Source organism: Pseudorhizobium marinum (assembly GCF_000705355.1).
GTDB lineage: Bacteria > Pseudomonadota > Alphaproteobacteria > Rhizobiales > Rhizobiaceae > Neorhizobium > Neorhizobium pelagicum.
Map to the genome: position 1 here is coordinate 144,986 of NZ_JMQK01000008.1, position 26,049 is coordinate 171,034.

The 26,049-nt window shown below is 64.2% G+C and carries 23 protein-coding genes; 12 read left to right on the forward strand and 11 right to left on the reverse strand.

What is annotated here, in order from left to right; genetic code table 11:
* Positions 1–51: 51 nt before the first annotated feature.
* The 5 genes from EO99_RS0111570 (at position 52) to EO99_RS0111590 (ending at position 6,032) form a co-directional block, all read left to right on the forward strand.
* Positions 52–1,098 (forward strand): TRAP transporter substrate-binding protein, encoded by a 1,047-nt coding sequence (locus tag EO99_RS0111570; protein ID WP_029618800.1) that lies wholly within the window; start codon positions 52–54, stop codon positions 1,096–1,098.
* A gap of 75 nt (positions 1,099–1,173) precedes the next feature.
* Positions 1,174–2,544 (forward strand): glutamine synthetase family protein, encoded by a 1,371-nt coding sequence (locus EO99_RS0111575; RefSeq protein ID WP_029618801.1) that lies wholly within the window; start codon positions 1,174–1,176, stop codon positions 2,542–2,544.
* A 40-nt stretch (positions 2,545–2,584) separates the two neighbouring features.
* Positions 2,585–3,970, forward strand: coding sequence for an aldehyde dehydrogenase family protein (locus tag EO99_RS0111580; protein WP_029618802.1), 1,386 nt, complete (start codon positions 2,585–2,587; stop codon positions 3,968–3,970).
* Positions 3,967–5,112: an iron-containing alcohol dehydrogenase gene (locus EO99_RS0111585; RefSeq protein ID WP_029618803.1), complete on the forward strand. Its 1,146-nt coding sequence runs from the start codon at positions 3,967–3,969 to the stop codon at positions 5,110–5,112. The genes EO99_RS0111580 and EO99_RS0111585 overlap by 4 nt, the downstream gene beginning before the upstream one ends.
* A 203-nt stretch (positions 5,113–5,315) precedes the next feature.
* A complete protein-coding gene (locus EO99_RS0111590) occupies positions 5,316–6,032 on the forward strand; it encodes a ParA family protein (RefSeq protein ID WP_029618804.1) in 717 nt (238 codons plus the stop codon).
* Positions 6,033–6,081: 49 nt separating this feature from the next.
* Here the strand turns inward: EO99_RS0111590 and EO99_RS0111595 are convergent, their stop codons facing one another.
* Complete coding sequence (locus tag EO99_RS0111595; protein WP_029618805.1) at positions 6,082–7,443, reverse strand: L,D-transpeptidase family protein; 1,362 nt, start codon at positions 7,441–7,443, stop codon at positions 6,082–6,084.
* A 192-nt stretch (positions 7,444–7,635) separates the two neighbouring features.
* On the opposite strand from EO99_RS0111595, the gene EO99_RS0111600 reads away from it, so the two are divergent.
* The 3 genes from EO99_RS0111600 to EO99_RS0111610 all read left to right on the forward strand — a co-directional run bounded on the left by EO99_RS0111600 (position 7,636) and on the right by EO99_RS0111610 (position 9,290).
* On the forward strand, positions 7,636–8,475 hold the full coding sequence (locus EO99_RS0111600) for a DUF4432 family protein (protein WP_029618806.1): 840 nt from the start codon (positions 7,636–7,638) through the stop codon (positions 8,473–8,475).
* Positions 8,476–8,546: 71 nt separating this feature from the next.
* Entirely contained in the window at positions 8,547–8,885 is a 339-nt protein-coding gene (locus tag EO99_RS0111605) for a TIGR01244 family sulfur transferase (protein WP_029618807.1), read from the forward strand.
* A gap of 63 nt (positions 8,886–8,948) precedes the next feature.
* Complete coding sequence (locus tag EO99_RS0111610) at positions 8,949–9,290, forward strand: RidA family protein (RefSeq protein WP_029618808.1); 342 nt, start codon at positions 8,949–8,951, stop codon at positions 9,288–9,290.
* Positions 9,291–9,349: 59 nt separating this feature from the next.
* Here the strand turns inward: EO99_RS0111610 and EO99_RS0111615 are convergent, their stop codons facing one another.
* From EO99_RS0111615 to EO99_RS0111630, 4 genes are all read right to left on the reverse strand, one after another.
* Positions 9,350–10,999, reverse strand: coding sequence for a thiamine pyrophosphate-binding protein (locus EO99_RS0111615; protein ID WP_029618809.1), 1,650 nt, complete (start codon positions 10,997–10,999; stop codon positions 9,350–9,352).
* The gene (locus EO99_RS0111620; protein WP_029618810.1) at positions 10,996–12,201 is read right to left on the reverse strand and encodes a CaiB/BaiF CoA transferase family protein; all 1,206 of its coding nucleotides are present in this window, start codon (positions 12,199–12,201) and stop codon (positions 10,996–10,998) included. Before EO99_RS0111620 ends, EO99_RS0111615 begins: the two co-directional genes overlap by 4 nt.
* Positions 12,202–12,212: 11 nt before the next feature.
* Positions 12,213–13,175, reverse strand: coding sequence for a DMT family transporter (locus EO99_RS0111625; protein ID WP_029618811.1), 963 nt, complete (start codon positions 13,173–13,175; stop codon positions 12,213–12,215).
* Between the two features lie 101 nt (positions 13,176–13,276).
* Positions 13,277–14,209, reverse strand: coding sequence for an alpha/beta fold hydrolase (locus tag EO99_RS0111630; protein ID WP_029618812.1), 933 nt, complete (start codon positions 14,207–14,209; stop codon positions 13,277–13,279).
* A gap of 90 nt (positions 14,210–14,299) precedes the next feature.
* Here EO99_RS0111630 and ettA point away from each other — a divergent pair, with 90 nt between their 5' ends.
* The 3 genes from ettA to metF all read left to right on the forward strand — a co-directional run bounded on the left by ettA (position 14,300) and on the right by metF (position 18,003).
* Positions 14,300–15,949, forward strand: coding sequence for an energy-dependent translational throttle protein EttA (gene ettA, locus EO99_RS0111635; protein WP_029618813.1), 1,650 nt, complete (start codon positions 14,300–14,302; stop codon positions 15,947–15,949).
* Between the two features lie 144 nt (positions 15,950–16,093).
* The gene (locus tag EO99_RS0111640; protein WP_051679813.1) at positions 16,094–17,110 is read left to right on the forward strand and encodes an ArsR/SmtB family transcription factor; all 1,017 of its coding nucleotides are present in this window, start codon (positions 16,094–16,096) and stop codon (positions 17,108–17,110) included.
* Positions 17,107–18,003 carry a methylenetetrahydrofolate reductase [NAD(P)H] gene (gene metF / locus EO99_RS0111645; protein WP_029618815.1) on the forward strand — a complete coding sequence of 299 codons (897 nt, stop codon included), beginning with the start codon at positions 17,107–17,109 and terminating at the stop codon, positions 18,001–18,003. Before EO99_RS0111640 ends, metF begins: the two co-directional genes overlap by 4 nt.
* A gap of 423 nt (positions 18,004–18,426) precedes the next feature.
* Here metF and EO99_RS0111650 read toward each other — a convergent pair whose 3' ends face one another.
* The 5 genes from EO99_RS0111650 to EO99_RS0111670 form a co-directional block, all read right to left on the reverse strand.
* Positions 18,427–19,350: a DMT family transporter gene (locus EO99_RS0111650; RefSeq protein WP_029618816.1), complete on the reverse strand. Its 924-nt coding sequence runs from the start codon at positions 19,348–19,350 to the stop codon at positions 18,427–18,429.
* Positions 19,351–19,431: 81 nt separating this feature from the next.
* On the reverse strand, positions 19,432–20,616 hold the full coding sequence (locus EO99_RS0111655; RefSeq protein WP_029618817.1) for a lytic murein transglycosylase: 1,185 nt from the start codon (positions 20,614–20,616) through the stop codon (positions 19,432–19,434).
* 112 nt (positions 20,617–20,728) lie between these two features.
* Positions 20,729–21,511, reverse strand: coding sequence for a glycoside hydrolase family 25 protein (locus EO99_RS0111660; RefSeq protein WP_029618818.1), 783 nt, complete (start codon positions 21,509–21,511; stop codon positions 20,729–20,731).
* 111 nt (positions 21,512–21,622) lie between these two features.
* Positions 21,623–22,300 carry a class I SAM-dependent methyltransferase gene (locus EO99_RS0111665; protein ID WP_029618819.1) on the reverse strand — a complete coding sequence of 226 codons (678 nt, stop codon included), beginning with the start codon at positions 22,298–22,300 and terminating at the stop codon, positions 21,623–21,625.
* Positions 22,297–23,544, reverse strand: coding sequence for a DUF3419 family protein (locus EO99_RS0111670; protein WP_029618820.1), 1,248 nt, complete (start codon positions 23,542–23,544; stop codon positions 22,297–22,299). The genes EO99_RS0111665 and EO99_RS0111670 overlap by 4 nt, the downstream gene beginning before the upstream one ends.
* 137 nt (positions 23,545–23,681) lie before the next feature.
* Here EO99_RS0111670 and EO99_RS0111675 point away from each other — a divergent pair, with 137 nt between their 5' ends.
* Positions 23,682–25,028 carry a serine hydrolase domain-containing protein gene (locus EO99_RS0111675; RefSeq protein ID WP_029618821.1) on the forward strand — a complete coding sequence of 449 codons (1,347 nt, stop codon included), beginning with the start codon at positions 23,682–23,684 and terminating at the stop codon, positions 25,026–25,028.
* Here the strand turns inward: EO99_RS0111675 and EO99_RS0111680 are convergent, their stop codons facing one another.
* On the reverse strand, positions 25,029–26,033 hold the full coding sequence (locus tag EO99_RS0111680) for a lytic transglycosylase domain-containing protein (protein ID WP_029618822.1): 1,005 nt from the start codon (positions 26,031–26,033) through the stop codon (positions 25,029–25,031).
* Positions 26,034–26,049: the final 16 nt, after the last annotated feature.

Genomic DNA, 26,049 nt, shown 5'->3' on the forward strand with positions numbered 1-26,049 from the left:
GGATGAGCCGGCACGGCGTGACTGTGTCAATCAGCAACAGAGGGAACAGACATGACGAACAGACGCGAATTTCTGAAGAAAGCCGGCATGACGGCTGCTGCCGCAGGGCCCGCCATGCTGGCGGCTCCGCACGTGAGAGCGCAGGCGCCGATCCGTTGGCGGTTGCAGACCTATGCCGGCCCGGCGCTTGCCGAGCACGTCATCAAGCCGGCGATCGACTCCTTCAACAAGATCGCCGACGGCCAGATGGAGATCGAGCTCTACACCGCCGACCAGCTGGTGCCGACGGGCGAGCTCTTCCGCGCCATGCAGGCCGGAACGATCGATGCCGTGCAGTCGGACGACGATTCGATGAACTCGCCGGTCGATATCAAGGTTTTCGGCGGCTACTTCCCGTTCGCCTCGCGCTACAGCCTCGACGTGCCCACCCTGTTCCACCAGTATGGGCTGAACGAGATCTGGCAGGAGGCCTATGACGAGGTCGGCGTGAAGTGGTTGTCTGCGGGCTCCTGGGACCCCTGCAACTTTGCCACCAACAAGCCGCTCAACAGCCTGGAGGACCTGAAGGGGCTGCGGATCTTCACCTTCCCGACGGCCGGCCAGTTCCTGTCGCGCTTCGGCGTCGTGCCCGTGACACTGCCCTGGGAAGACGTGCAGGTGGCGATGCAGACCGGCGAGATCGACGGGATCGCCTGGTCGGGGATCACCGAGGACTATACCGTCGGCTGGGCGGACGTGACGAAGTACTTCCTCACCAACAACATCTCGGGCGCCTGGTGCGGCTCCTTCTTCGCCAATGCCGATCGCTGGGCGGAGGTGCCGGACAATCTGAAGGAGCTCTTCATGCTGACGATGGACTCGTCGCACTATTACCGCCAGCATTGGTACTGGGGCGGCGAGGCGAAGCTGCGCGTCGAGGGCACGAAGCTGGAACTGACGACGATTCCCGAGGCGGAGTGGAAGACGGTCGAGGCGGAAGCGCTGAAGTTCTGGGACGAGACCGCCCAGATCAGCCCGCGCTGCGCCAAGGTGGTCGATATCCTGAAGAAGTATCGCGACACGATGGAGAAGGCGGGGCCGCCGTACCGCTACACCTGATCGCATAACCCAACGGCAGATCCGGAGCCTCCGGATCTGCCACCCTTCAACACGCTCGCCTGACGGAACCCATCCATGTCCCCCACCTATACCTTCGATGCACTCAAGGCCGACGTCGATGCCGGCCGGATCGATACCGTCCTGGCCTGCCTCGTCGATATGCAGGGCCGGCTGATGGGCAAGCGCTTCCAGGCTGAGTTCTTCATTGAAAGCGCCTTCGAGGAAACCCACAGCTGCAACTACCTGCTGGCAACCGACATGGAGATGGAGACCATCTCCGGCTACAAGGCGACAAGCTGGGAGACGGGCTACGGCGATTATACGATGAAGCCGGATCTTTCGACGCTTCGCCGCGTGCCGTGGCTGGAAGGCACCGCGCTCGTGCTCTGCGACGTGCTCGATCACCACACGCATGAGGAGGTGGCCCATTCCCCGCGTGCCATCCTCAAGAAGCAGGTCGCGCGGCTGGACGCCATGGGCATGAAGGCCTTCATGGCGACCGAGCTGGAATTCTTCCTGTTCGACCAGACCTACGAGCAGGCGCAGGCCTCGGGCTACCGCAACCTGAAGCTCGCCGGCACCTATAACGAGGACTACCATATCTTCCAGACCACCAAGGAGGAGGATGTGATGCGGGCGATCCGCAACGGCCTGCAGGGCGCCGGCATCCCGGTGGAGAATTCCAAGGGCGAGGCGTCGGCGGGGCAGGCGGAGATCAACGTCCGCTACGCCGATGCCCTGACCATGGCCGACCGGCATGTCGTCATCAAGAACGCCTGCAAGGAGATCGCCTGGTCGAAGGGCAAGGCGATCACCTTCCTGGCCAAGTGGAACTACGCTGCGGCCGGCTCGTCGTCGCACATCCACCAGTCGCTCTGGAGCGCTGACGGCAAGACGCCGCTCTTCTTCGACAAGGATGCAGAATACGGCATGTCGGAGACGATGCGGCACTATGTGGCCGGACTGCTCGCCCATGCCGGCGAGATCACCTATTTCTTGGCGCCCTATATCAACTCCTACAAGCGTTTCATGGCGGGCACCTTCGCGCCGACCAAGGCGATCTGGTCGAAGGACAACCGCACCGCCGGCTACCGCCTCTGCGGCGAGGAGACGAAGGGCATCCGCATCGAATGCCGGGTCGGCGGCTCCGACCTCAACCCCTATCTCGCCATGGCGGCGCTGCTGGCGGCCGGCATCGACGGGATCGAAAAGAAGATGGCGCTGGAGCCCGCCTTCGTCGGCGACGCCTATGGCGGCAAGGACATCCGCGAAATCCCCAACACGCTGCGGGGCGCGACCGCGCTGATGAACGGTTCGGCCATGCTGCGCACGGCCTTCGGGGACGATGTCATCGATCACTACACCCGTGCTGCGCAATGGGAGCAGGAGGAATACGATCGCCGCATCACCGACTGGGAAGTGGCGCGCGGGTTCGAAAGGGCCTAGTGCTCAAACCACAAGTTCATAAACGACAGGAAGCGCGATCATGACGATGATCCAATGTATTTCGCCGGTCGACGGCTCGGTCTACGCCGAGCGGCAGGCCATGAGTTTCGAGGAGGCCGCAGTTGCCGTCGATCGGGCGCGCAAGGCGCAGAAGGCCTGGGCGAAGCGGCCGCTGGAGGAGCGGGTGCAGCTCGTCATGAAGGGGGTCGCCCGTCTCAACGAGATGGCGGACGAGATCGTCCCGGAACTGGCCTGGATGATGGGCCGGCCGATCCGTTACGGCGGCGAGTTCAAGGGTTTCAACGAGCGCTCGAACTATGTCGCATCCATCGCCGCGGATGCCTTGGCGCCGATGGTGGTGGAAGAGAGTGGCGCCTTCGAGCGCCGCATCGAGCGGGAAGCGCATGGCGTCGTCTTCGTCATCGCCCCGTGGAACTATCCCTATATGACGGCCATCAACACGATTGCTCCGGCGCTGATGGCCGGCAACACGGTGGTCATCAAGCACGCCTCGCAGACCCTGCTGGTCGGCGAGCGCATGGTGCGCGCCTTCGTGGAAGCGGGCGTTCCCGACGACGTCTTCGTCAACCTGTTCCTCGACCATGACACGACCTCCGCGCTGATCGCCGCGGGCAAGTTCAACTTCATCAACTTCACCGGCTCCGTCGCGGGCGGCCGTTCGATCGAACGGGCGGCTGCTGGCACCTTCACCGGCCTTGGCCTCGAACTCGGCGGCAAGGATCCGGGCTATGTGATGGAGGACGCCGATCTCGACGCCGCCGTCGACACGCTGATGGACGGGGCCACCTATAATTCCGGCCAGTGCTGCTGCGGCATCGAGCGCATCTACGTGCACGAGTCTCTCTACGACGAGTTCGTCGAGAAGTCGGTCGCCTGGGTGTCGAACTACAAGCTCGGCAATCCGCTGGAGCAGGAGACGACGCTAGGCCCCATGGCCAACAGGCGATTTGCCCAGGTCGTGCGCGAGCAAGTGGCGGACGCGGTGTCGCGGGGCGCCAGGGCGCTGGTCGATCCCAAGCTTTTCCCGGCCGATGACGGCGGCGCCTATCTGGCGCCGCAGGTCCTGGTGGATGTCGATCATTCGATGACCTTCATGACCGAGGAGACCTTTGGTCCTGCCGTCGGCATCATGAAGGTGAAGGGCGACGAGGAAGCCATCGCGCTGATGAACGACAGCAAGTACGGACTGACGGCTTCGCTGTGGACGCAGGATGCCGAAAGGGCAGGACGGCTTGGCCGCGAGATCGAGACGGGTACCGTCTTCATGAACCGTGCCGACTACCTCGATCCGGCGCTCTGCTGGACGGGCGTCAAGGAAACCGGCCGCGGCGGCTCGCTCTCCGTACTCGGCTTTCACAATCTTACAAGACCCAAGTCCTACCATCTGAAGAAGGTCACCCAATGAACATCGTCGCGAACTGGAGCTATCCGACGGCCGTCAAACTCGGTCGCGGGCGCATCAAGGAACTGGCGGAGGCCTGCAAGACGCTCGGCATCAAGAAGCCGCTGCTCGTCACCGACCGGGGACTGGCGACCATGGCGATCACCGCCCATGCGCTCGACGTGCTCGAAGAGGCGGGGCTGGGCCGGGCGATCTTCTCCGATGTCGATCCGAACCCGAACGAGAAGAACCTCGAGGCCGGTGTCACGGCCTACAAGGCAGGCGGGCATGACGGCGTCGTCGCCTTCGGCGGCGGCTCCGGCCTCGATCTCGGCAAGGCGGTCGCCTTCATGGCCGGACAGACCCGTCCGGTCTGGGACTTCGAGGACATCGGCGACTGGTGGACGCGGGCGAACGCCGACGCCATCGCGCCGATCGTGGCCGTGCCGACCACCGCCGGCACCGGCTCGGAAGTCGGGCGCGCTTCGGTCATCACCAATTCCCAGACGCATGTGAAGAAGATCATCTTCCACCCGAAGTTCCTGCCGGGCGTCGTCATCTGTGATCCGGAGCTGACGGTCGGAATGCCGAAGGTGATCACCGCCGGTACCGGCATGGACGCCTTCGCCCATTGCCTGGAAGCCTATTGCTCGCCCTTCTTCCATCCGATGAGCCAGGGGATCGCGCTGGAGGGCATGCGGCTGGTGAAGGAGTTCCTGCCGCGCGCCCACAAGGACGGCACCGACATCGAGGCCCGCACCAACATGATGGCGGCTGCCGCCATGGGCGCCGTCGCCTTCCAGAAGGGGCTCGGCGCGATCCACGCGCTGTCGCATCCGATCGGCGCCGTCTACAACACCCACCACGGCATGACGAACGCCGTGGTCATGCCGCCTGTGCTGCGCTTCAACCGACCGGCCATCGAAGACAAGCTGGCGCGCGCTGCCGCCTACCTCGGCATCGCGGGCGGCTTCGACGGGTTCTACGACTATGTCCTGTCGCTGCGCTCCGAACTCGGCGTGCCGGACACGCTGACGGCGATGGGAATCACCCCGGATCGGATCGACGAGCTTGCGGCCATGGCGATCGAGGATCCGAGCTGCGGCGGCAATCCGGTGCCGATGACGCTGGAGAACACCCGGCAGCTTTTCCTCGACTGCTTCTAAGGCAATCGAAGCGGAACGGACGGACAAGCCCCGGAGCCTGGATCCGGGGCTTTTTTCGTCGCGCTCTCATATCTCATCGGTCATATGACAGGCATCTGAATTAACCGTCCGTTAACCATCATTAAGCAGGATGCGGGCAATGCACCATGCCGCTGCGGTGCCCCTTCGAGCGATGCGGCTCATATCCCTCCTGAGGACCGAGAATGCCCGTAATTTCCTTTGCCAACGCCAAGGGTGGTGCCGGAAAAACCACCGCAGCCCTTCTGCTCGCGACCGAATTGGCCCACCGGGGCTTTCGGGTCGCCATCATCGACTGCGATCCGCAGCACTGGATCACGCAGTGGGCGGAGATCTCCGGTCCGATTCGCAATCTCGAGGTCATCTCGGAAGCGTCGGTCGCATCGCTGCAGTGTCATCTGCGCGATCTGGCGTCGCGCGTCGATTTCTTCATCGTCGATCTCGCCGGCGCCAAGGACGCCCTGGTCACCACAGCGATCGGTCTTTCGGATCACGTCATGATTCCCGTGCAGGGATCGGCGATGGACGCCAAGGGCGCAGCGCAGATCCTCGATCTCCTGGCGCTGATGAAGGACAAGGCCAACCTCGACATCGCCCATTCGGTGGTGCTGACCCGGGTGTCCTCGATGGTGACCACCAAGGCACTGCTCGCCATCAAGGGCCTGCTTGCCGCCCGTGGCGTCAACGTCCTCAATACGCCGATCGGCGAGCGCAACGCCTTCAAGGAGATCTTCGAGGTGGGCGGTACCCTGCACACGCTGGATCCGGTTAAGGTCAGCAACGTCGACAAGGCAAAGGAGAATGCGGCGGCCTTCGCGCAGGAGGTCATCCGCCTGATGCCGGCGCATGTCATCCGCTCGCCGCGCCTGCGCGTCTTCCCCTTCGGTCGCCACGCGGCCTGAAGCCAACCGGATGAACGAATGAATAAAAAAGGCGCCTGAGGCGCCTTTTTTATTCCACGAATTCGACCGTCACGCCGGGCTTGACCATCTTGGCGAGCTCGGTGGCATCCCAGTTGGTCAGGCGGATGCAGCCGTGGCTGTTGGTCTTGCCGATCTTCGACGGCTCGGGCGTGCCGTGGATGCCGTAGCTCGGCTTCGACAGGGCGATCCAGACGGTTCCGACCGGACCATTGGGGCCTGGCGGGATCTCGAGAACCTTGTCGTTGTCGCCCTGCTTGAAATTGATCTTCGGGTTGTAGGTATAGCCCGGATCGAGCGCGATGCGCTGGACCGTATGGGTGCCGACCGGCGAGGGTGTGTCGGTCGAGCCGATCGTCGCCGGATAGGCCGCGATCAGGGCGCCGTCTTCGCCATAGGCGAGGACCTGTTCCTTGCTCTTGTCGGCCACGATCCGCGCGACCGCGCCCTTCTTGGGCTGGCCGGGGTTGATGACCTTGATCGTCGTGCCGGGGATGGAGAAGTCGACGCCGGGATTGAGCGTCTTCAGGTAGTTCTCGTCCATGTGGAACTGCTCGGCCAGCTTTTCGCTCGTCGAGGTATAGGACAAGGCCGGCAGCTGCGCCTTGTGCGCATAGTCCTCGGGAATGGATGCCACGTAAGGACCGGCGGCATCCGCCGCGGTGATCGTGTAATCGACGATCGGCAGGCCGTCCGAATAGGTCAGGCGCTGCAGGATGTCCTCGGAGTTGTTGGGATCCAGCGTCTCGCCCGTCATCTGCTGCCAGGCGGCGATCGCCTTGTTGACGTTCTCGCCGAGATGGCCGTCGATGACGCCAGGGGAAATACCCTCGCGGTCGAGGAAGACCTGGAGTGCCGCGATCTCGGCTTCCGGCTTCTTGGTCACCGTGATGATCTGCTCCTGCTGCTGCATCGGCTGGACAGGCTGCTGTTCCCGGTCAATCGCGGCATAGTCCCCGTCCGGCTGGGGCGCCTCGGGGTAGGCCTGCTCCTCGAGCGGCATCCGCGTGATCGAGCCGGGGCTTGCAATCGAGCCGGTGACGGAGCCGGGTTCTCCCGGCCGGTATTCGCGATAGTCACGGTAGCCCGCTTCGTCACGGTAACCGCCCGGGGCCGGCGGGTACTGATCCACGCGACGCTGTCCATACGCGTCGCGACGGACTTCCGTCGCAACCACCTCTCCGTAGCGGTCGATCAGGACCCGCTGACCGGCGCGGTCATAGCCGATCCTGACTTCGCCTTCTTCGGGCACGAAGTCGAGGATGCTGCCGTCGGGGGAGACGAGCATGGTGTCTGCGGCATAGGGATCGAAGATCACCTGCGCCGATGTGGTCGAGATGCCCTGGGTCACCAGAATTGCGAGACCGAGACTAGCGGTAAAAAGGCGTTTCACGTTGTCACCGACCTTGTTGTTGAACACGGATGAAATTGCCGAGACTGCCAAACGTTCCGCCCGGTGTATTGGCTGCCACAGACAAGCTAAATTTGACGCTAGTGTGAATTAGCTGAATTCATCGTGAACACAGCGTTAAATTCTCTATCACGTTCTGGTAACAGAGTCGTTGCAGGGGAGTGAGGAGTTGAAATGAAAGCTTTTTCCGCAGCCGTCGGACCGCGCTTGATGCTCGATGAGAGCTCGGTGCTCGACATCGGCTCATGCTTCGTCGGCGAGGTCGACCTGGCGCCTGGGCGCGCAATTCCCGACGACGGCGATCCGCGGATCGATCACTCCCTCGAGGGCTTCCTGTTCACCTGCGGACCGGATCACATCCGCCACCCTGAACCGATACCCGGGCGCAAGGACGGCAAGCATTTCCCGCTGCACGGTTCCTTCTCGTCGCACCCGGCCAAGCTCGTCTTCTGGGACGGGCAGGGCGAGGATGTGGAATGCCATGCCGAGGTGCCGGTGAAGCTTGCCGACGGCGGCACGGCGCTCCTGGAGCGCCAGTGGCGGATCGACGGCCAGTCCGGGGAGGTCTGGCTTGCCGACAAGGTCACGAACACGGGGCCCGAACCCTTCTCGCCCGTTCACATGTACCACATGAACATTGGTGCCTGGCTGTTCGACAGCGAGGTGCGGTTGAACGGCGCGATGCTGGAGAACGGCAGCCTGCCCTGGAACTTCGGCGAGGACCCTGGGGGCGTGTTCTGCGTGCCGGCGGCAACGGAAGGCGCTGCCTGGGCCGAGGTCAATCTCGGGCCGATTGCTGCGATCGGCGGCAAGACGCTGAGGGTCAAGTTTCGCACCGACACACTCCCGCATCTGCAGATCTGGCGCAACCAGCAGTCGCCGGCGCATGTGCTCGGCATCGAGCCGGTCTCGCACCGTTGGGTGGGCCGTCGCGAGCTCGAGGAAGCGGGGGAGCTGTCCCTCCTGAGGCCCGGCGAGAGCATCGACTACGGCCTGCGCTTCTGCTTCGTCTGACACGGGCGTCGATTGACGCTCCGTCGGTGGCAGCGTATTGGGGTTGCCACATTCCAGCCGGAGGAAAAGCGATGGATATCCGACAGATCAACGACGAGTACGCGGTCACCGGACAGATCACGGTCGAAGACCTGGAGCAGGTCAAGGCGATGGGGTTCAAGTCGATCGTCTGCAACCGCCCGGACGAGGAAGACCCCGGCCAGCCGAGCTTCGCCGACATCGCGGCCAAGGCAGAGGCACTCGGCCTCGAGGTCAAGCACGTGCCGGTCGGTCGCATGGGCGTCGATGCCGATGCCGTCAACGGCATGGTCGATGCGCTGGACGAACTGCCGCGTCCGATGCTCGCCTACTGCCGCTCGGGCGCCCGCTCCACGGCCATCTACGAGAAAAGCCAGCATCTGCGTGGCTGAGATCTTCACGGCCGGCGTGCTGCCGGCCATTCATCCGCAGCTCGAACATTTCCAGGAGTATCCATGAGCATCAAGCGCATCGAACCAGGCGCCCGCATGAGCGGCGCTGTCGTCCACGGTAACACCGTCTATCTGGCCGGCCAGGTGGGTGAGGGCGAGACCGTGACGGAGCAGTGCGAATATGCCCTGCGGGAAGTGGATCGTCTGCTGGCCGCCGTCGGCTCCGACAAGTCGAAGATCCTGCAGACGCTGATCTACCTTTCGGACATGTCCTACTTCGCCGAGATGAACGCCGCATGGGAAGCCTGGGTCGATCCGGCCAACACGCCGGCTCGTGCCACCAGCGAAGCCAAGCTTGCGGCACCGAAGTACAAGGTCGAGTTTACGGTGACCGCCGCCATCTGAGCGGTGACAATCTGAATCCGAAGGCCGGCGCATCCTCTGATGCGCCGGCCTTTTTTGTATCAAGCCTTCTCGCGGATCTGCGTCAGCGTCCGGGTCGGCGTGATGGCCTCCGGATCGAGCTTGATCTCGATGATCGACGGCTTGCCGCTGGCGCGGGCCCGTTCGAAGGCGGGCGCGAAGTCCGCAGTCTTCTCCACCAGTTCGCCGTGGCCGCCATAGGCCTTGGCGAAGGCGACGAAATCCGGATTGACGAGATCGGTGGCGCTGACGCGGCCGGGATACTCCCGCTCCTGGTGCATGCGGATCGTGCCGTAGGTGCTGTTGTTGACCAGCACCGTGATGATCGGCAGGCCGTAGCGCACGGCGGTGATGAACTCCTGGCCATGCATCATGAAGCAGCCGTCACCGGCAAAACAGATCACCTCGCGCTCGGGAAACAGCTGCTTGGCCGCGACGGCGGCCGGCAGGCCGTAGCCCATGGAACCGGAGGTCGGAGCTGCCTGGGTGTTGTACTTGCGGAAGCGGTGGAAGCGATGCACCCAGGTGGCGTAGTTGCCGGCGCCGTTGGTGAAGATCGTGTCGGTCGCGGTATTGGCGTCCAGCCACTCCATGATCGGCCCCATCTGCACGGCGCCCGGACCGGTCTGCGGCGGCGTGGACCATTTCAGATAGGCGTCGTGCATGGCCGACTTGCGCTCGGCCCAGAGCGGCGCCGCCGGCGGCTCGATGTGCTTCAGCGCCGCGGCAAATTCCGCCGGTGCCGCGCAGATGGCGAGATCGGGGCGGTAGATGCGGCCGAGTTCCTCCGGATCCGGGTAGACGTGCACAAGCTTCTGGGCCGGGTAGGGAATGTCGATCAGCGTGTACCCGGAGGAAGGCATTTCCGACATGCGCGCGCCGACGAGGACGATGAGGTCGGATTCCTTGATCGCCTTCGACAGTGCCGGATTGATGCCGATGCCAACATCGCCGGCGTAGGACGGATGAAGGTGATCGAACAGCATCTGCCGACGGAAGGAGCAGCCGACCGGCACCTTGAAGCGGCTTGCGAACGCCTGCATGTCGGCGACGGCCTCTTGGCTCCAGCGCGTGCCGCCGAGGATGAACATCGGCCGCTGGGCCTCTTTCAGCATCGCCTCGAGTGCCCGCATCTGGCTCGGGCCAGGATGGGATTCGACCGGCATATAGGCGCGCGCTGCCGGGGCCTCGACCTCTTCGACCAGCATGTCCTCCGGCAGCGTCAGGACGACGGGGCCGGGGCGGCCGGAGGTCGCCACCGCAAAGGCGCGGGTGACGAACTCCGGGATGCGCCGGGCGTCGTCGATCTCGCCCACCCATTTGGCGAATTCGGTGAAGGCGCGGCGGTATTCGACCTCCTGGAAGGCCTCGCGCTCCTTCATGTCGCGGCCGATCTGGCCGATGAAGAGGATCATCGGGATGGAATCCTGCTTGGCGATGTGCAGCCCGGCGGAGGCGTTGGTGGCGCCTGGTCCGCGGGTGACCATGCAGATCCCGGGCTGGCCCGTCAGCCGTCCCCAGGTATCGGCCATCATGGCAGCGCCGCCTTCCTGGCGGCAGACGAGAACCTCGATGCCGCTCTCGTAGAGGGCGTCGAGCACGGCGAGATAGCTTTCGCCGGGCACGCAGGAAATGCGCTCCACGCCGTTTGCCTTCAGCGCCTCGACAATCAGCTGTCCTCCGGTCTTCATCGGTCTTTCCCCTTGGTGTCTTTGAGTTTCAGTTCTGACAGCACACTTTGCGTGTGCTCGCCGAGCTTCGGGCTCGGGCGGTGATAGGCAAGCGGCGTTTCCGACAGCACGATCGGCGTGCGGACGCCGGGAATGATGGTGCCGTCGGACGACGGCAGGTCGATGCGCAGCCCGCGCGCCTTCACCTGCGGATCGTCGAACATCTCGGCGACCGAGTTGATCGGTCCGGCCGGGACTGCGTTGTCGCCACAGGCGGCGAGCAGGGCCGCCTTCGGCCAGGTTTCGGTCTGCGCCACCAGCAGCGGCCGCAGGGCAAGGCGGTTGGCGACGCGGGCCTTGTTGGTCGAAAAGCGCTCGTCGTCGGCCAGGGCCTCGATGCCGAGAACACGGCAGAAGCGGCGGAACTGCCCGTCGTTGCCGACGGCCAGGATGATGTGGCCGTCCTCGACGGGAATGACCTCATAGGGGCTGATGTTCGGATGCGCGTTGCCGAGGCGGGTCGGCGGCGTGCCGGAGACCAGGTAGTTCATGTTCTGGTTGGCCAGCACCGCCGACATCACGTCGAGGAGAGCCATGTCCACCAGCTGGCCTTCGCCGGTCTTCATGGCATGGATCAGCGCCGCCTGGATGGCCGCCACGGCGTAGATGCCGGTGAAGATGTCGGCGATGGCGACGCCCGCCTTCATCGGCTGGCCGTCGGTCTCGCCGGTGATCGACATGAAGCCGGACATGCCCTGGACGATGTAGTCGTAGCCGGCGAGATTGGCATAGGGGCCGTCCTGGCCGAAGCCGGTGATCGAGCAATAGACAAGCTTGGGGTTGATCGCCTTCAGGCTCTCGTAGTCCAGCCCGTATTTCTTCAGTCCACCGAGCTTGAAGTTCTCGATCACCACGTCGGCGGTCGCCACCAGCTGGCGGACGATCTCCTGTCCGTCTGCGGTCTTCAGATCAACGGCGACCGAGCGCTTGCCGCGATTGGTGGCATGATAGTAGGCAGCCGAGAGGTTCTCGCCGTCTTCGCCTTCGACGAAGGGCGGTCCCCAGGCGCGCGTGTCGTCGCCACCTTCCGGGTTCTCCACCTTGATCACGTCCGCGCCGAGGTCGGCGAGCATCTGGCCGGCCCAGGGGCCGGCAAGGACGCGGGCCAGTTCGATGACCCGGATTCCGGTGAGGGGCGGTTTCTTCGCTGTGGTCTCGTTCATGGTGTCCCTGTTCAGGGCGTGACGACGGGATCGGCCGTTGTCACGGGTTTGGAGGCAGCGCGGCGTTCGCGCCAGATGATGTAGAGGCCGGAGCCGACGACGATGGCGATGCCCAGCCATTTGGTGCCATCGGGAAAATCCCCGAAGATGAGCCAGCCGAAAAGCGTTGCCGAGACGATCTCGAAATACTGGATCGGCGCCAGGATGGAGGCCGGGGCGACCCGATAGGCGTAGACCGCGAGGACGCCGGACAGGGTGGCAAAGAAGCCGACGCCGACAAGCCACGCCACCGTCGTCACGTCCGGCGTGGAGGGGGCCATGAACGCGATGCCGCTCCCGCTGCCGATCGCCAGCAGCGCCGCGGAAATCGGGATGCCCCAGAGCGCCATCTGGAACTGCATGGCCCAGGGGTTCTCGTGCCGGGCCAGCGCGCGGGTCATCAGCGCAAACACCGCAACGCAGAAGGCGGTGGCGATCGGCAGCAGCGCCACGAAACCGATGTCGACAAAGCTTGGCTGGATGATGATCATGGCGCCGAGGAAGCCGACGCCGCAGGCGGTGTAGCGCCGCCAGCCGACCACTTCCTTCAGGAAGATGCTCGACAGCACCGTCAGGATCATGGGCTCGACGAAGAAGATTGCGACTGCGTCGGCCACTTCCATCACGGCGAGCGTCGCAACGAAGCAGATCATGCCGACGGTGATCAGGGCTGCGCGTATGGCGTGGAAGGTGCTCATCCGCCAGGAGAAGCTGCGCCACAGGCCGTGCCAGATCACGATCGGCAGCATGAAGATAGCCTGGAAGACGAAGCGGCCGGCGGTGATCATGGTCGGCGACGTGGTGTCGGTGGCGAGCTTGGAGAAGGTGTCGATCAGCGGCGCCACAAGCATGGCGAGCAGCATCAGCAGGAGGCCGTTGACGATGCTTGCAGTCGGGGCATGGGTGGCGGCAAGGCCGCCGGCTGGGGAAGTCATCCTGATCCACTCTTGCAAGGCGCGGCAGGGCAATCAGTTCCGGCCACGGGTCATGTATAGCCAAGCGCGGCTGCGGCCGCACTTGACGAAATGTCATCACTTCATTCCGTTCGAAGCTCGGCGGCCTCGCGTGCCCAGGCGGCGAATTCCGCGGTCGCTTCGTTGCGGACGCTGTCGTTCAACGTCTCGTGGCGGGTCTTCGGCCAGATCCTGCTCGTTACACGACGCAATCCGTGTGTCTTCAGATGACGCGCGAGCCAGGTGATCTCGCGGCCGCCGTTGGTGGCCGGGTCGTTCTCGCCGCCGACGAGGTAGATAGGCATGTCCTTGCGCAGCCTGTCGACGAGCGTCGGGCCACGGTAGGTCATCTCGAACAGGTCGAGCCACAGCGAAACGCTGGCGTCGAAGCCGCACAGGGGGTCGGCGAGATAGGCATCGACCTCGGCCGGATCATTGCTCAGCCAGTCCGCCTCGGTGCGCTTTTCCGGCATCGAGCGGCCCCAGGCGCGAAATGTCGCCATCGGCAGGATGGTGCTCGGCACGTCCGACCCCTTCAACGCCCGTTCCGCCAGAAGCACGGCCTGTGCGAGGCGCCCGGCGGGTCCTGGGTGGAAGTTCGAGTTCCAGATGGTGAGTCCCTGGAAGTCGTCGGGTCGATCGACGGCAACGTTGAGGGCAATGAGGCCGCCCATGGAATGACCGAAGAGGATGACGGGCAGGCCGGGGTGCGCCGCGGCGGCCATGTCGCGCATGGCGCAGACGTCGTCGATCACCTTGCGCAGACCGTCGCGCTCGGCAAAGCGTCCGGGGACTGCATCCGGCGCCCTCGTTTCACCGTGGCCGCGGTGGTCATGGGCATAGACGTGAAAGCCGGTATCGGCCATCTTGTCCGCAAATGCGCGGTAGCGCCCTGAATGCTCGGCCAGTCCATGGCAGATCAGGAGAATGCCAGCAGCAGCTGGCCCCGACGCGCGGTGGTGATAGGCAAGGTCGGCGCCCGTCGGGCTCTGGAATCGTCGCGTTTCGCTGAACATTACCCCTCCCTTAGGCGCCTGCGCATTGCTCCGGGGCGCCAATTCGCCTACATAGCGGCAACTTCCCATTCTGCCCGGAGCAATTTCACGATGGCACGCCAGTTCATCTATCACATGTCGGGACTGAACAAGTCCTACGGCGCCAAGAAGATCCTCGAGAACGTCAGCCTGTCCTTCTACCCGGACGCCAAGATCGGTATCCTCGGTCCAAACGGCGCCGGTAAGTCCACCGTGCTGCGCATCATCGCCGGCCAGGACAAGGAGTTCAACGGCGAAGCCTGGCTCGCCGAAGGCGCGACCGTCGGCTACCTGGAGCAGGAGCCGCATCTCGACGAGACGAAGACCGCCTTCGAGAACGTCATGGAAGGCGTGGCCGACAAGCAGGCGGTGCTCGACCGCTACAACGAACTGATGATGAACTATTCCGACGAGACAGCGGAAGAGGGCGCAAAGCTTCAGGACGTCATCGACAGCCAGAACCTCTGGGATCTCGAACAGCAGGTCGAGATGGCGATGGAAGCCCTGCGCTGCCCACCGAAGGATGCCGACGTCTCGGTTCTCTCCGGTGGTGAGCGTCGCCGTATCGCGCTCTGCCGCCTGCTTCTGTCGCAGCCGGACCTGCTGCTGCTCGACGAACCGACCAACCACCTCGACGCCGAAACCATTGCCTGGCTCGAAAAGCACCTGCGCGCCTATCCCGGCGCCGTGATGATGATCACCCACGATCGCTACTTCCTCGACAACGTCACCGGCTGGATCCTCGAGCTCGACCGCGGCCGTGGCATTCCCTACGAAGGCAATTACTCGGCCTATCTCACCGCCAAGGCCAAGCGCATGCAGCAGGAAGCCCGCGAAGATGCCGGCCGCCAGAAAGCAATCTCGCGCGAACAGGAATGGATTGCCTCCAGCCCGAAGGCACGCCAGGCCAAGTCCAAGGCGCGTATCCGGTCCTACGAACAGCTGGTGGATGCTGCGGAAGGCATCCGGCCGGGCGATGCACAGATCATCATCCCCGTATCCGAACGCCTCGGCCAGGTGGTCATCGAGCTCGACGGCATCACCAAGGGCTTTGAAGGTCGCACGCTGATCAACGACCTGTCGATCAAGCTGCCGCCGGGGGGCATCGTCGGCATCATCGGACCGAACGGCGCGGGCAAGTCGACGCTGTTCAAGATGATCACCGGACAGGAAACGCCGGATGCCGGTTCGATCCGTATCGGCGACACGGTGCACCTTGGCTATGTCGATCAGAGCCGCGACGCGCTGGACGGTTCGAAGACGGTCTGGGAGGAAATCTCCGGCGGTGCCGAAATCATCAAGCTCGGCAAGTTCGACATGAACTCCCGCGCCTATTGCGGTGCTTTCAACTTCAAGGGCGGCGACCAGCAGCAGAAGGTCGGAAACCTCTCCGGCGGCCAGCGCAACCGCGTGCATCTTGCCAAGATGCTGAAGGCCGGCGGCAACGTTCTCCTCCTCGACGAACCGACCAACGACCTTGATACGGAAACGCTCGGCGCGCTGGAAACGGCGCTCGAGAATTTTGCCGGCTGCGCCATCATCATCAGCCACGATCGCATGTTCCTCGACCGTCTTGCCACCCACATCCTCGCCTTCGAAGGCGACGGCCATGTGGAGTGGTTCGAAGGCAACTTCGAAGACTACGAGCAGGACAAGATTCGTCGTCTCGGTGCCGACGCCCTCAATCCCGGCAGCCAGACCTACAAGCGCCTGACGCGCTGACCGTCACACTGACCTGATAATGCAGGAGGCTCCGGGCTGCCGGGGCCTTCTGCTTTTCCACCGACACGACGACAATCGGGTTGCACGACCGCTCCGCCTCATATAAAGATATCTTTATATCTTGATTGCGTAAGGCTGGTGCGAATGGGTTTGTCGCTCGATACATTGGTGGATGTGCTGAAGACCGTCGGCGAACCGACGCGGTTTCGCCTTCTGGCCCTTCTGGCCGACGGCGACCTCACTGTCAGCGACCTCACCGAAATTCTCGGCCAATCCCAGCCGCGCATCTCGCGTCACCTCAAGCTTCTGGCGGAGGAGGACCTGATCGAGCGGTATCAGGAGGGTGCCTGGGCCTATTTCCGCCTGAAGCAGGACGGCCGGGCAGCGGTGCTGGTGCAAACCCTGCTGGCCGCGGCCGCTTCAGACGAGCCGGTGCTGGTGCGCGATGGAGAGCGGCTGGCGACGGTGAAGCGGGCGAGGGCGGAGCGGGCACAGGCCTATTTCAGCCGCAACGCGTCCGAATGGGACGAGCTGCGGCGCCTGCATGTCAGCGATGCCGCCGTCGAGAAGGCGCTTCTTGGGCTGATCGGCCGGACGCCCGTCGATTCGCTGCTGGATCTGGGAACCGGAACAGGCTGGATCCTGCAGTTGCTGTCGGACATCTACAGGCGCGCGGTCGGCGTCGATGCCAGTCGGGACATGCTGTCTGTGGCGCGCGCCAATCTGGACAATGCCGGCATCCTCAAGGCCTCCGTCCGGCACGGGGACATCCTCAACCTGCCGGTGGAGGGGCAGGACTTCGACCTCATCACGATCCATCAGGTGCTGCACTTCCTGGACCAGCCGGAGCTGGCGATCGCCGAGGCGGCCCGGGTGCTGCGGCCCGGCGGGCGGCTCCTGATCGTCGATCTCGCCCCCCACACGCTCGAATACCTTCGCGACGAGCACGCTCACGTGCGCCTCGGTTTTTCACACCAGATCATGAGCGACTGGCTGGAAAAGGTGGGCCTGGAGGTCGAGGAGGTCGTCGATCTGGCGTCCGGGCAGAAGATCGCCCCGTCGCTGACGGCGACGCTGTGGCTTGCCCGCGACAAACGCCTGCTGATCGCCGAACCCAGTTCGGCCCACGACATGACGGCTACTCAGGGAGAACACGCATGAGAACCGGTCAAGCTTCACGAGACGCCTTCAGCGTTTCGTTCGAGTTCTTTCCGCCCAAGGGTCCCGAGATGGAGGGGCAGCTCTGGCAGACGGTCGCCGAGCTGCGCGACTGGAACCCGGAGTTCGTCTCCGTCACCTATGGGGCCGGCGGCTCCACCAAGGCGCCGACACTGGCGACGATCCGGCGGCTTGTCGAGGAGACACCGCTCGTGACGGCCGGCCACCTGACCTGCGTCGATGCCTCGCGCGAGGAGGTGCATGCCGTCGTCGCCGAGTACAAGGCGACCGGCGTCCGCCATATCGTCGCGCTTCGCGGCGATTCCGCCAGCGGCGTCGGGACGGCCTATGTACCGCACCCGGAGGGTTACACCGATACGGCCGAACTCGTTGCCGGCCTCCGTGCCCTCGGTGACTTCGACATTTCCGTTTCCGCCTATCCCGAGAAGCATCCGGAAAGCCCGGACATGGCGGCCGACATCGAGACCCTGAAGCGCAAGGCCGACGCCGGAGCGGCGAGGGCTCTCACCCAGTTCTTCTTCGAGAACGACGTCTTCGAGCGCTACCTTGAAAAGGTCCGGGCGGCAGGCATCAGCATTCCCATCGTGCCGGGGATCATGCCGATCCAGAACCTGACGCAGCTGAAGCGGTTCGCCGGACGGTGCGGCGCGTCGGTGCCGTCTTTCCTGGACGACCGGTTCGCGGGCTTTGACGACAAGCCCGAGGAGCGGGCGAAGGTGGCTGCGGATGTGGCTGCCGAGCAGATCGAAGACCTGCAGCGACGCGGCATCGACGACTTCCACATCTACACGATGAACAGGTCCGGCCTCGTCAACGCCGTGCTGGAGCGGCTTGGCCGCCCGAAGCGGCCGGCACAGACGGGCGCTGCCGCCTGACAGGACGAAAGAAGAAACGCAGCCCGATGGAGCTGCGTTTCCTGCTTTCAAATCTTTATATGATTGTCACGGATGCCAGATATGACCGGTAGTTGTGAAACTGTGGCGCTCAAATGAAGAGCATGGAAGCCACGAATACGAATGCTACACCAACTGCCAGGACATTCAGAGAGTAAGCGCGCCCCATGTCTGCCTCCTTGTGCTGACTGAGGGAGTGTATGTCTCTTTTCACCCGTTTGAAAAGTAAATTTTATGCTGCGGTGCAGGCGGCAGCTATCTGCGTTCATTTGAAAATGACGACCAACCCACTGTTATAAATCAACAAATCTGTTAATTTTCATGGTGGATAAATCGTGAATTTCCGCTCTCCTGCTGTTAGGAAGAGTTACATTCCGTGAGCCTTTAGACGCCGAGCGCCCGCCCTTACCGCGCTGCAGCAGGACTCAGGCGACGGAAAAGCCGACCGTCGAGGACCACCAGACCCAGCGCGATCAGCGCCATTCCCGCCATGTCCGTCCACGTCAGCCGCTCGCTCAGGAACAGGGCGCCGAGGACGATGGCGCTTGGCGGCACGAGCAGGGTGACCAGCGAGGCATTGGTGGCGCCGGCCAGGGTCAGGATTCGGAAGTACAGCAAATAGCCGAAGGCGGTCGACAGGAGCGCAAGCCCGAGGATGGCCAGAATTGCAGCCGTGCTCGGGATCGGCAGCGACCAGGACTGGTCCATGACGAGAGCGACCGGCAGCATCATCAGGGAGGACGCCGTCAACTGGCCGGTTGCGGTCACCGGCGCCGGGATCCCGCGGAAGCGTTTGCCGAAGGTGCCGGCAAAGCCGTAGGAGATCGCGGCTGCGACCGGCAGGATCAGGGCCCAGAGCGGCGCATGGGCTGCCGAGGAAAGCGCTGGCCCGATCAGGACGGCGGTGCCCGCAAGGCCGATGGCGCAGCCGGCGAGCTTGGCGCCCGTCAGCCTCTCGTCCGTCGTCAGGCGGTTGGCGATGATGACCGTCCAGATCGGCGTCGTTGCATTGAGGATCGAGGCGAGGCCGGCGCCGATCTCCGTCTGGCCGAAGAAGATCAGCGTGTGGGGCAAAGCGTTGTTGAGGAGACCCATGATGGCGAAGGCGCGCCAATGGAAGCGAAGCGTCCTGTAGAGATCGCGGCGCCCATGCAGGTAGATGTGCAGCGCCAGGGCGGCGATCGACAATCGCAGGAAGACCAGGGTGAAGGGCGGCACTTCCAGGACCGCCACGCGGGCGAAGAAGAACGAGCCGCCCCAGATCAGGCCTAGCAGCAGCAAGAGCCCCCAGGCGGTTGCCGACAGCCGTTGTGGTGATTCAGGTGCCATGTGATTCTCCCTCGGACGAGGTCGAAGGAATAGGGGGGCGCAGCTTTCTGCGCCACCCGAATCTTGCTGGGAACCCCGGGCTCAGAGAGCCTGCAGGAGTTCCTGGGTCGGCCAGCCGTCTGCCGGCAGTCCGAGGCGCGCCTGTTCCTTCTGGACGGCGCGGCGGGTGCCGGATCCGAGAATGCCATCCACCTTGCCGACATCGTGGCCGACGCTCTGCAGCTTCGTCTGCAGCGCCCTCATGGCGGCATCGTCGAGACCTGTATCGGGATTGCCCTTCTGGTAGGCCGGAGCGCCCATCAGGCGCGTGGCGAAATAGGCGGCCGAGGTGGTGTAGATGAACGACTGGTTCCACTCGAGATAGATGTTGAAGTTCGGATAGGTGAGGAAGGCTGGACCATTGCGGCCCTGCGGCAGCACGAGCGCCGCCGGCAGCGCGCCGGACGTGGTGTCGCCGTCGCGCGGCGTCACGCCCATGGCAAACCACTCGCTGGCGGGCACTTCATTGCCAAGCCCGCTCTTTTCCCACGGCAGATCGGCGGGAAGAGTGACTTCCTGGATCCAGGGCTCGCCGGCACGGAAGCCGAGGCTCTGGATGAACTTGGCGGCCGTCAGGATGGCGTCGGGGGAACTCTGCTTGACGTTGACGTGGCCATCCCCGTCACCGTCGACGCCATAGGCGATGATGTCCTCGGGAAGCATCTGGACCTGGCCGATCTCGCCGGCCCAGGCGCCGGTACTGGTCGCCGGGTCGAGGTCGCCGTGCTGCACCATCTCGATCAGTGCGAGCAGTTGCGGCCGGAAGAGTTCCGGTCGGCGGCAATCGTGCGCGAGTGTCACCAGCGCATTGCGGGTGCTGAAATCGCCCTGGACAGCGCCAAAATCGGTCTCCATGGCCCAGAAGGCGGCAATCACACCAGGCGGCACGCCGAACTCCTGCTCGGCGCGCGCAAAGACGTCCGCATACTGCTTGAGCTTCTGGCGCCCGATGTCGAGGCGGGCCTGGCTCACGGTGCGCTGCGAGAACTCCAGGAAGGTCTGCTTGAAAACGCCCTGGGCGCGGTCGCGCGAAAGTACCTTCGGATCGATGCGGGCGCCGGAGAGGGCCCGGTCGGCCACCTCTGCCGGGATCCCCTTGGCGACGGCTTCCGCCTTCACACCCTCAAGAAAGGCACCGAGATCGCCGCCGCAGCTTTGCGCCAGCGCCGAGGAGGCAAAAGCGGTCGACAACAGGGCAGAGAGGATCAGGTTGCGGGCTATCGGCATCGGACGCTCCATCAGACGGCAAAGGGAAACAGGTCTGCCGGGTCTGGGCAATCAATGTGACGGAAGCGCGGCAAACGCCGGTGTCCCGGCATGTTCCGCTGCCGCTCAACCGTCAGCCGCCGACGGAGGCCAGCCAGGTCCGCCAGTTCTTCTCCGTGCCGGCAAAGACATTGATGTCGGTGTTGCCGGGCACGCCGGGCACGACGCCGGTGGCCGTGTACTGCCAGAACGCCCAGCGCCGCGAGGCGTAGATGTCCTCCGGATGCGCGGCGGTCGAGCGGATCCAGAAATGGTAGTCGTCGAAGTGGCCGACGAGGTTGTCGCGGTGGAAGTCGACCGTGGTGTAGATGATCGGTCGCTTGCCGTAGTGGGCCTCGATGCGGTCCATGAACCGCTGCATGGCGGCGCGCACCGTGGTGGAATCCGGGCGGAGCTTGCAGGTCGGGGAGGCGTGGTTCCATTCCACGTCGAGAACAGGCGGCAGACGGACCGAGGCTTTCGGGACGTTGCGGATAAACCAGTCGGCCTGGTCGTCGGCGGTGGAGCAGAAATAGTAGAAGTGGTAGGGCGCATGCGGAACGCCGGCTGCGGCGGCCTGGCGCCAGTTGCGCTCGAAGCCGCTGTCGATGCGGTCCTTGCCTTCGGTCGCCTTGATGAAGGCGAAGGAGACGCCGGATCCCTTGGCGGTGCGCCAGTCGATGTCACCGTTCCACTTGGAGACGTCGATGCCGTGAATGTCGTGCCTGTGAGGATGCTTGTTGCCGAAATCGACCGGATCATTGTCCTGGAACTTCGGTCGGACGATCGACGCAGTGGTCAAGTCGTCGTAGTCCATTACGCTGCATCCAGAGAGCAGAAACGCTGCGGAAAGGAGCGCGATCAGAAGCCGTGTCATCGATATCCCGTATGCTGCGCCGACAGGTCCCGCGTGGGTGAAGCCTGAAGCCGTCCTCTTCCTTGCTCGCCATAACGCCGCAAAAGCGGCGCCGGGGCAAGGGGAGACGGGTCAGATGCGCTTGCGCACGATGGCGTGCCACGCATATCCGCCGCCGATCTCCTCGAAGATCATATCGGCATTGGCTTGCTCCAGCCTTTCCTCGAGCGCCGTCTGCAGCCGTGCCCGCGGCGTGACATGGAAACGGGCAAGCCAGCCCACAAGGAGGTTCCGGAACCAGCGGGGCAGGCGCTCCTGCTGGCCGAAGTCGACGATGTGCAGCGATCCTCCCGGTGCGACCACAGCCAGCGCGGCGTCGATGGCGGCTTCCCAGTCGGGGATCATCGACAGCGCGTAGGAGATCATCACCCGCTCGAAGCGATCCGTACCGAACTCCGCCGCATCGAAATTCGTGGCATCGGCGCGGACGAGGACGGGGCTTGTCACCTCGCGCTCGAAGTGGCGGCGCGCGCTGTTCAGCATCTCGGCGGAGATGTCGAGGCCGTAGAGCCGGGCGGTCGGATAAAGACGGTGCGCCTTCAGAAGGTTGCGGCCGGTGCCGCAACCGATTTCCAGCAGCCGGCCGTCCCGCGGAACCTGCAGGTCGAGGATCGCCCGGTCCCGCCCGAGGAGGTAGTATTTGCGGGTCAGGTCGTAGATGTGCCGCTGATAGCGGTACATCCGGTCCATCCGCTCGGCGTGTTCGCCTTCGATGTCCATGGTGCCGGCTGCCTGCGGAAGCTCGCTCATCCGCGGAACTCGTAGATGTGGAAGCCGCCGTAGATGGCGGAGCGATCGCGCAGGTTCAGCTCTCTCGAGCGGTCGGCAAGATAAGCCCAGCGCTGCAGCAGGGTCTGTGCGACGCGGCCCTCGATGACGCTCTCTTCGGCGGCCGTCCGGAAGATGACGCGGGCGCCGGGAGCGGCCGTGCGGGAAATTTCCGACCACAGCTCGTTCAGCTGGACATCGGTCATCCAGTCCTGGGCATCCAGCAACACGTAGCGGTCGACCGAAGCGGCCGGCTTTTTCGCCAGCAGTTCCGTGAAGCTCGCATGGTGGACGGTGACCCGCTCGACGTTGTCACGGATCGTCAGGTAGTTTTCAGGCCGCAGATAAGTCGGCAGGCTGCCTTCGTGGGTTGCCGGGTAGCGTCGCGCGAAGGCCTGCCAGGCGAAATGGTTGTCGCGGAGTGGAAAGTGGCAGGCGAGCTTTTCCAGGCGCTGGCGAAGCACCGGCGCGATCGAACCGCCCTCGGCGCCGCGCGCCAGCTCGTCGTATTGCTGCGGCGGGATTCCGAGGCCGAAGAGCGAGCTCTTGCGGCTTGTGATGAAGCGGATCAGCGGCTTGTTGAACAGCGGCGCGATCTCTGTCTCGAAGAACTGGCGCTGTTCGCGCAGCGAGCGGGTCTTGACGAAATCGGTGAGGTTGACGCCGTGAAGGCGCGCCAGAAGATGGCCGGCGCCGATGAAGCGGCCGAGCAGTCCGGTCCGGTAGATATTGCCGTTCAGCACCTCGATGCGGCGGCGGCCGGTCATGCTGCGGCGCTCCCAGTAGGCACGGGTCGCCTGGTCGAGGTTGGCAGCGACGAACATGTCGTAGCTGGCGCTGTTGGTGCCGACCTGATCCATTCCGAAGAGGCGAACGACGTCGTTGTGGGTGGGCAGATGCCGGTAGGCCGCAAGCTTCAACCGGTTCAGCGCGATGTGGTGCGGGTTCAGGTCCACGACGTCGATGGCCTGCGGCGCGCGGCTGAGATAGGCGAGCATGTTGCAGCCGCCGGAGCCGATCGTGACGATGCTGTGCTTCGGACCGAGCTCCATCGCCTGCATGTCGACATCGGCGTCTTCCCAGATCTGCGGGTAGACGAGGCCGGAAAACAGAAGTCCGAAAAGCCGTTCCGAAAGCCCCTTGCGCGTCAGCGCCTTGTGCTGAAGCAGCGCGTCCTTGAGGGGCCGGTTCTTGCGGTAACCCGCGTGGTGAGCAACGTCCGCCATCCTGAAATCTCCCGCCTTGGTGTCACGTGCATCTAGACGCGCCGTGCTACAGATTAATGACGTGGCCTGTGGGCAAAGGGATCAGGGGTTTTCTCCCCGACGTTTTGCTGCTTGCATGGAGCATCACAGGAGCGCCCATGACCCGTCCCGTCCGCATTCTGAAGTTTGTTGCCCTTGCCCTTGCGGTGGTCCTTGCCGGAGGTCTTCTCTGGATGCTGTTCTCGCCCCCGGCCTTGCTGCGCGTCGGGGCGGGGTATGCCGCAAAAATGGTCTGCTCCAACGTGTTCCTGAACGGTCGCGATCCCGATGACGTCCTGTCGGTCGATGTCCAGGCGCCGGGCAATCCGCTGCTGCGGCTGATGCAGGTGGACGTCGACCACTCGTCGGGTCGTGTGCAGGCGGCGTTTCTGGGAGGCCTCGCCGGCAATGAAGCCGTCGACCGTGCAGGCCTGGGGTGCACCGTGCTGCCGCAGGGCGGTCCTCCCGAGGACATCTCGATCACAGGCGCCCCTGCCGTCGACCGGCCTGTCGAGAGCCGGTGGCCGGAGGGGAAGATTGCAGAGTCAGACCAGTCTGTTGCGGCACTTCTTTCAGATCCTGCTTTCACCGGCGACGGCATGCGGGCGCTTGTCGTGCTGCGCGGCGGTCGGATCGTCGCGGAAGCCTATGGTGAAGGCTTTTCGGCGGAATCAGTCCTGCTCGGCTGGTCGATGACGAAGACGGTCAACGCGGCGATCATCGGGACGCTGATCAACCAGAACCGGATGAGGATGGACGAGACGGCACTGCTTGCCCAGTGGCAGGGCGACCCGCGGGCGGATATCTCGCTTGCAGATCTTCTGGCGATGGAGGACGGGCTCGCCTTCAACGAGAGCTACGGCTCCGTGACGGATGTGACGCAGATGCTCTATCTCGAGCCGGACATGGCGGCCTTTGCCGCCGATGCGCCGCTGCGCGCCGAGCCTGGTGCGCGCTTCAGCTATTCCTCCGGGAGTGCCGTCCTGCTGTCGCGCATCTGGATGGATCGTCTCGGGGATGCCGCGACGGCGCTCGCCTATCCCCGGGAGGCCCTGTTCCGGCCGCTCGGCATGGACAGCGCGGTCATGGAGGTGGATGCCGCGGGCACCTTCGTCGGCAGTTCCTACATGTATGCGACCGCGCGTGACTGGGCGCGATTCGCGCTTTTTCTGCTGCGCGACGGCCTGTGGAACGGCGAGCGCCTTTTGCCGGAGCGGTTCGTGGCGATGATGGCACAGCCGAACGGCACGTCGGAGGGCCGCTATTCGCAGATGCAGACCTGGCTTCCCGGCCCCGACGAAACCGAGCTTCCCGAGGATACCTTCTTCCTGCAGGGGCACGACGGGCAGACGATTGCCGTCATGCGGTCGCTCGACCTTGCGGTCGTTCGGCTGGGACTGACACCGCGCCGGACAGGCTACGATGTCGTTCCACTGGTGCGGGAAATCGTGAAGTTGAGCCGCTGACTACTGCTTCAGAACGTGCAACATGCCCTTGCGCTTGGCATCGTAGTAATAGCCGCGCGCATAGAGACGGATGGCGTTGTCGTTGCTGTTGTCGGCCACAAGCCAGGCGCCGCGAAGATACTTCGTCGCATACTTCAGGTTGGTCTCGGCGTCGAGAAGGCCCTCAGGACGGCCGTTGTAGCCCATCGACTTGGCCGTCGCGTATTTGATCTGCATGAGACCCCAGTAGCCGTCCTTGTGGTAGGCCTTGGGGTTGTAGCGGCTCTCGCGCTGGACGACGCGGTGGATCAGCGATTCGGGAATGCCATAGAGACCGGCGTAATGCTTGATCAGTTTCGTCAGTTCCGGCGGGCTTGCAGCCGCCGTTTCGGGAAGGGGATCACCCGGTGCGGGCGGAAACGCGCGGCGGGTATCGACCGCTTGAAGGGTGGCGACGGCAGCCGGCGCAGCAGGCGCGCTGGCGTAGGCAAGCGCCTTGATGTCGGGACGGGGAGTGGGAATTGCTGCCTGCAGGGACCGCATGTCCGGCGTCAGCGCGGCCTCTTCCGCCGTCAGAGTCTGTCCGCCGAGTGGAGTCGGTGCGATGCTGGCCGTTTCCGTGACGACATCAACGGTCGCTGCGGAGGCGACCGACTGGATGGCGACGGCGGCCGTTGTCGCCGATACCGGATTGCTGGTGGCGTAGGCAACCTGCGGCGCCATTTCAGGCGCCTCCATGGCGGCCTGCTGCGCATGTGCAACGGACGTCGTATCGGGAATAGCGAGGTGAATGCGGCCAGTCTTGGAAATGGACACCGTCGCCCCGGGCGTCGCGGCGGAGGCAACCTCGGTCGAGGAACTCTCATCCGCCACCTCTGCGGCGTTCGCCTGCTGAACGGGACTTGAAGCGGGCTGGAGGCGAGAGGTCTTGTTCGGCGCCGGCTCGACACTCGAACATCCCGAAAGCGCCGCAGTCAGCGCCAGCGAGGCGAGTGCAGTACGGCTCAAGAGTAGGGTCATCGCCATTGGGTCGCTCTCATGA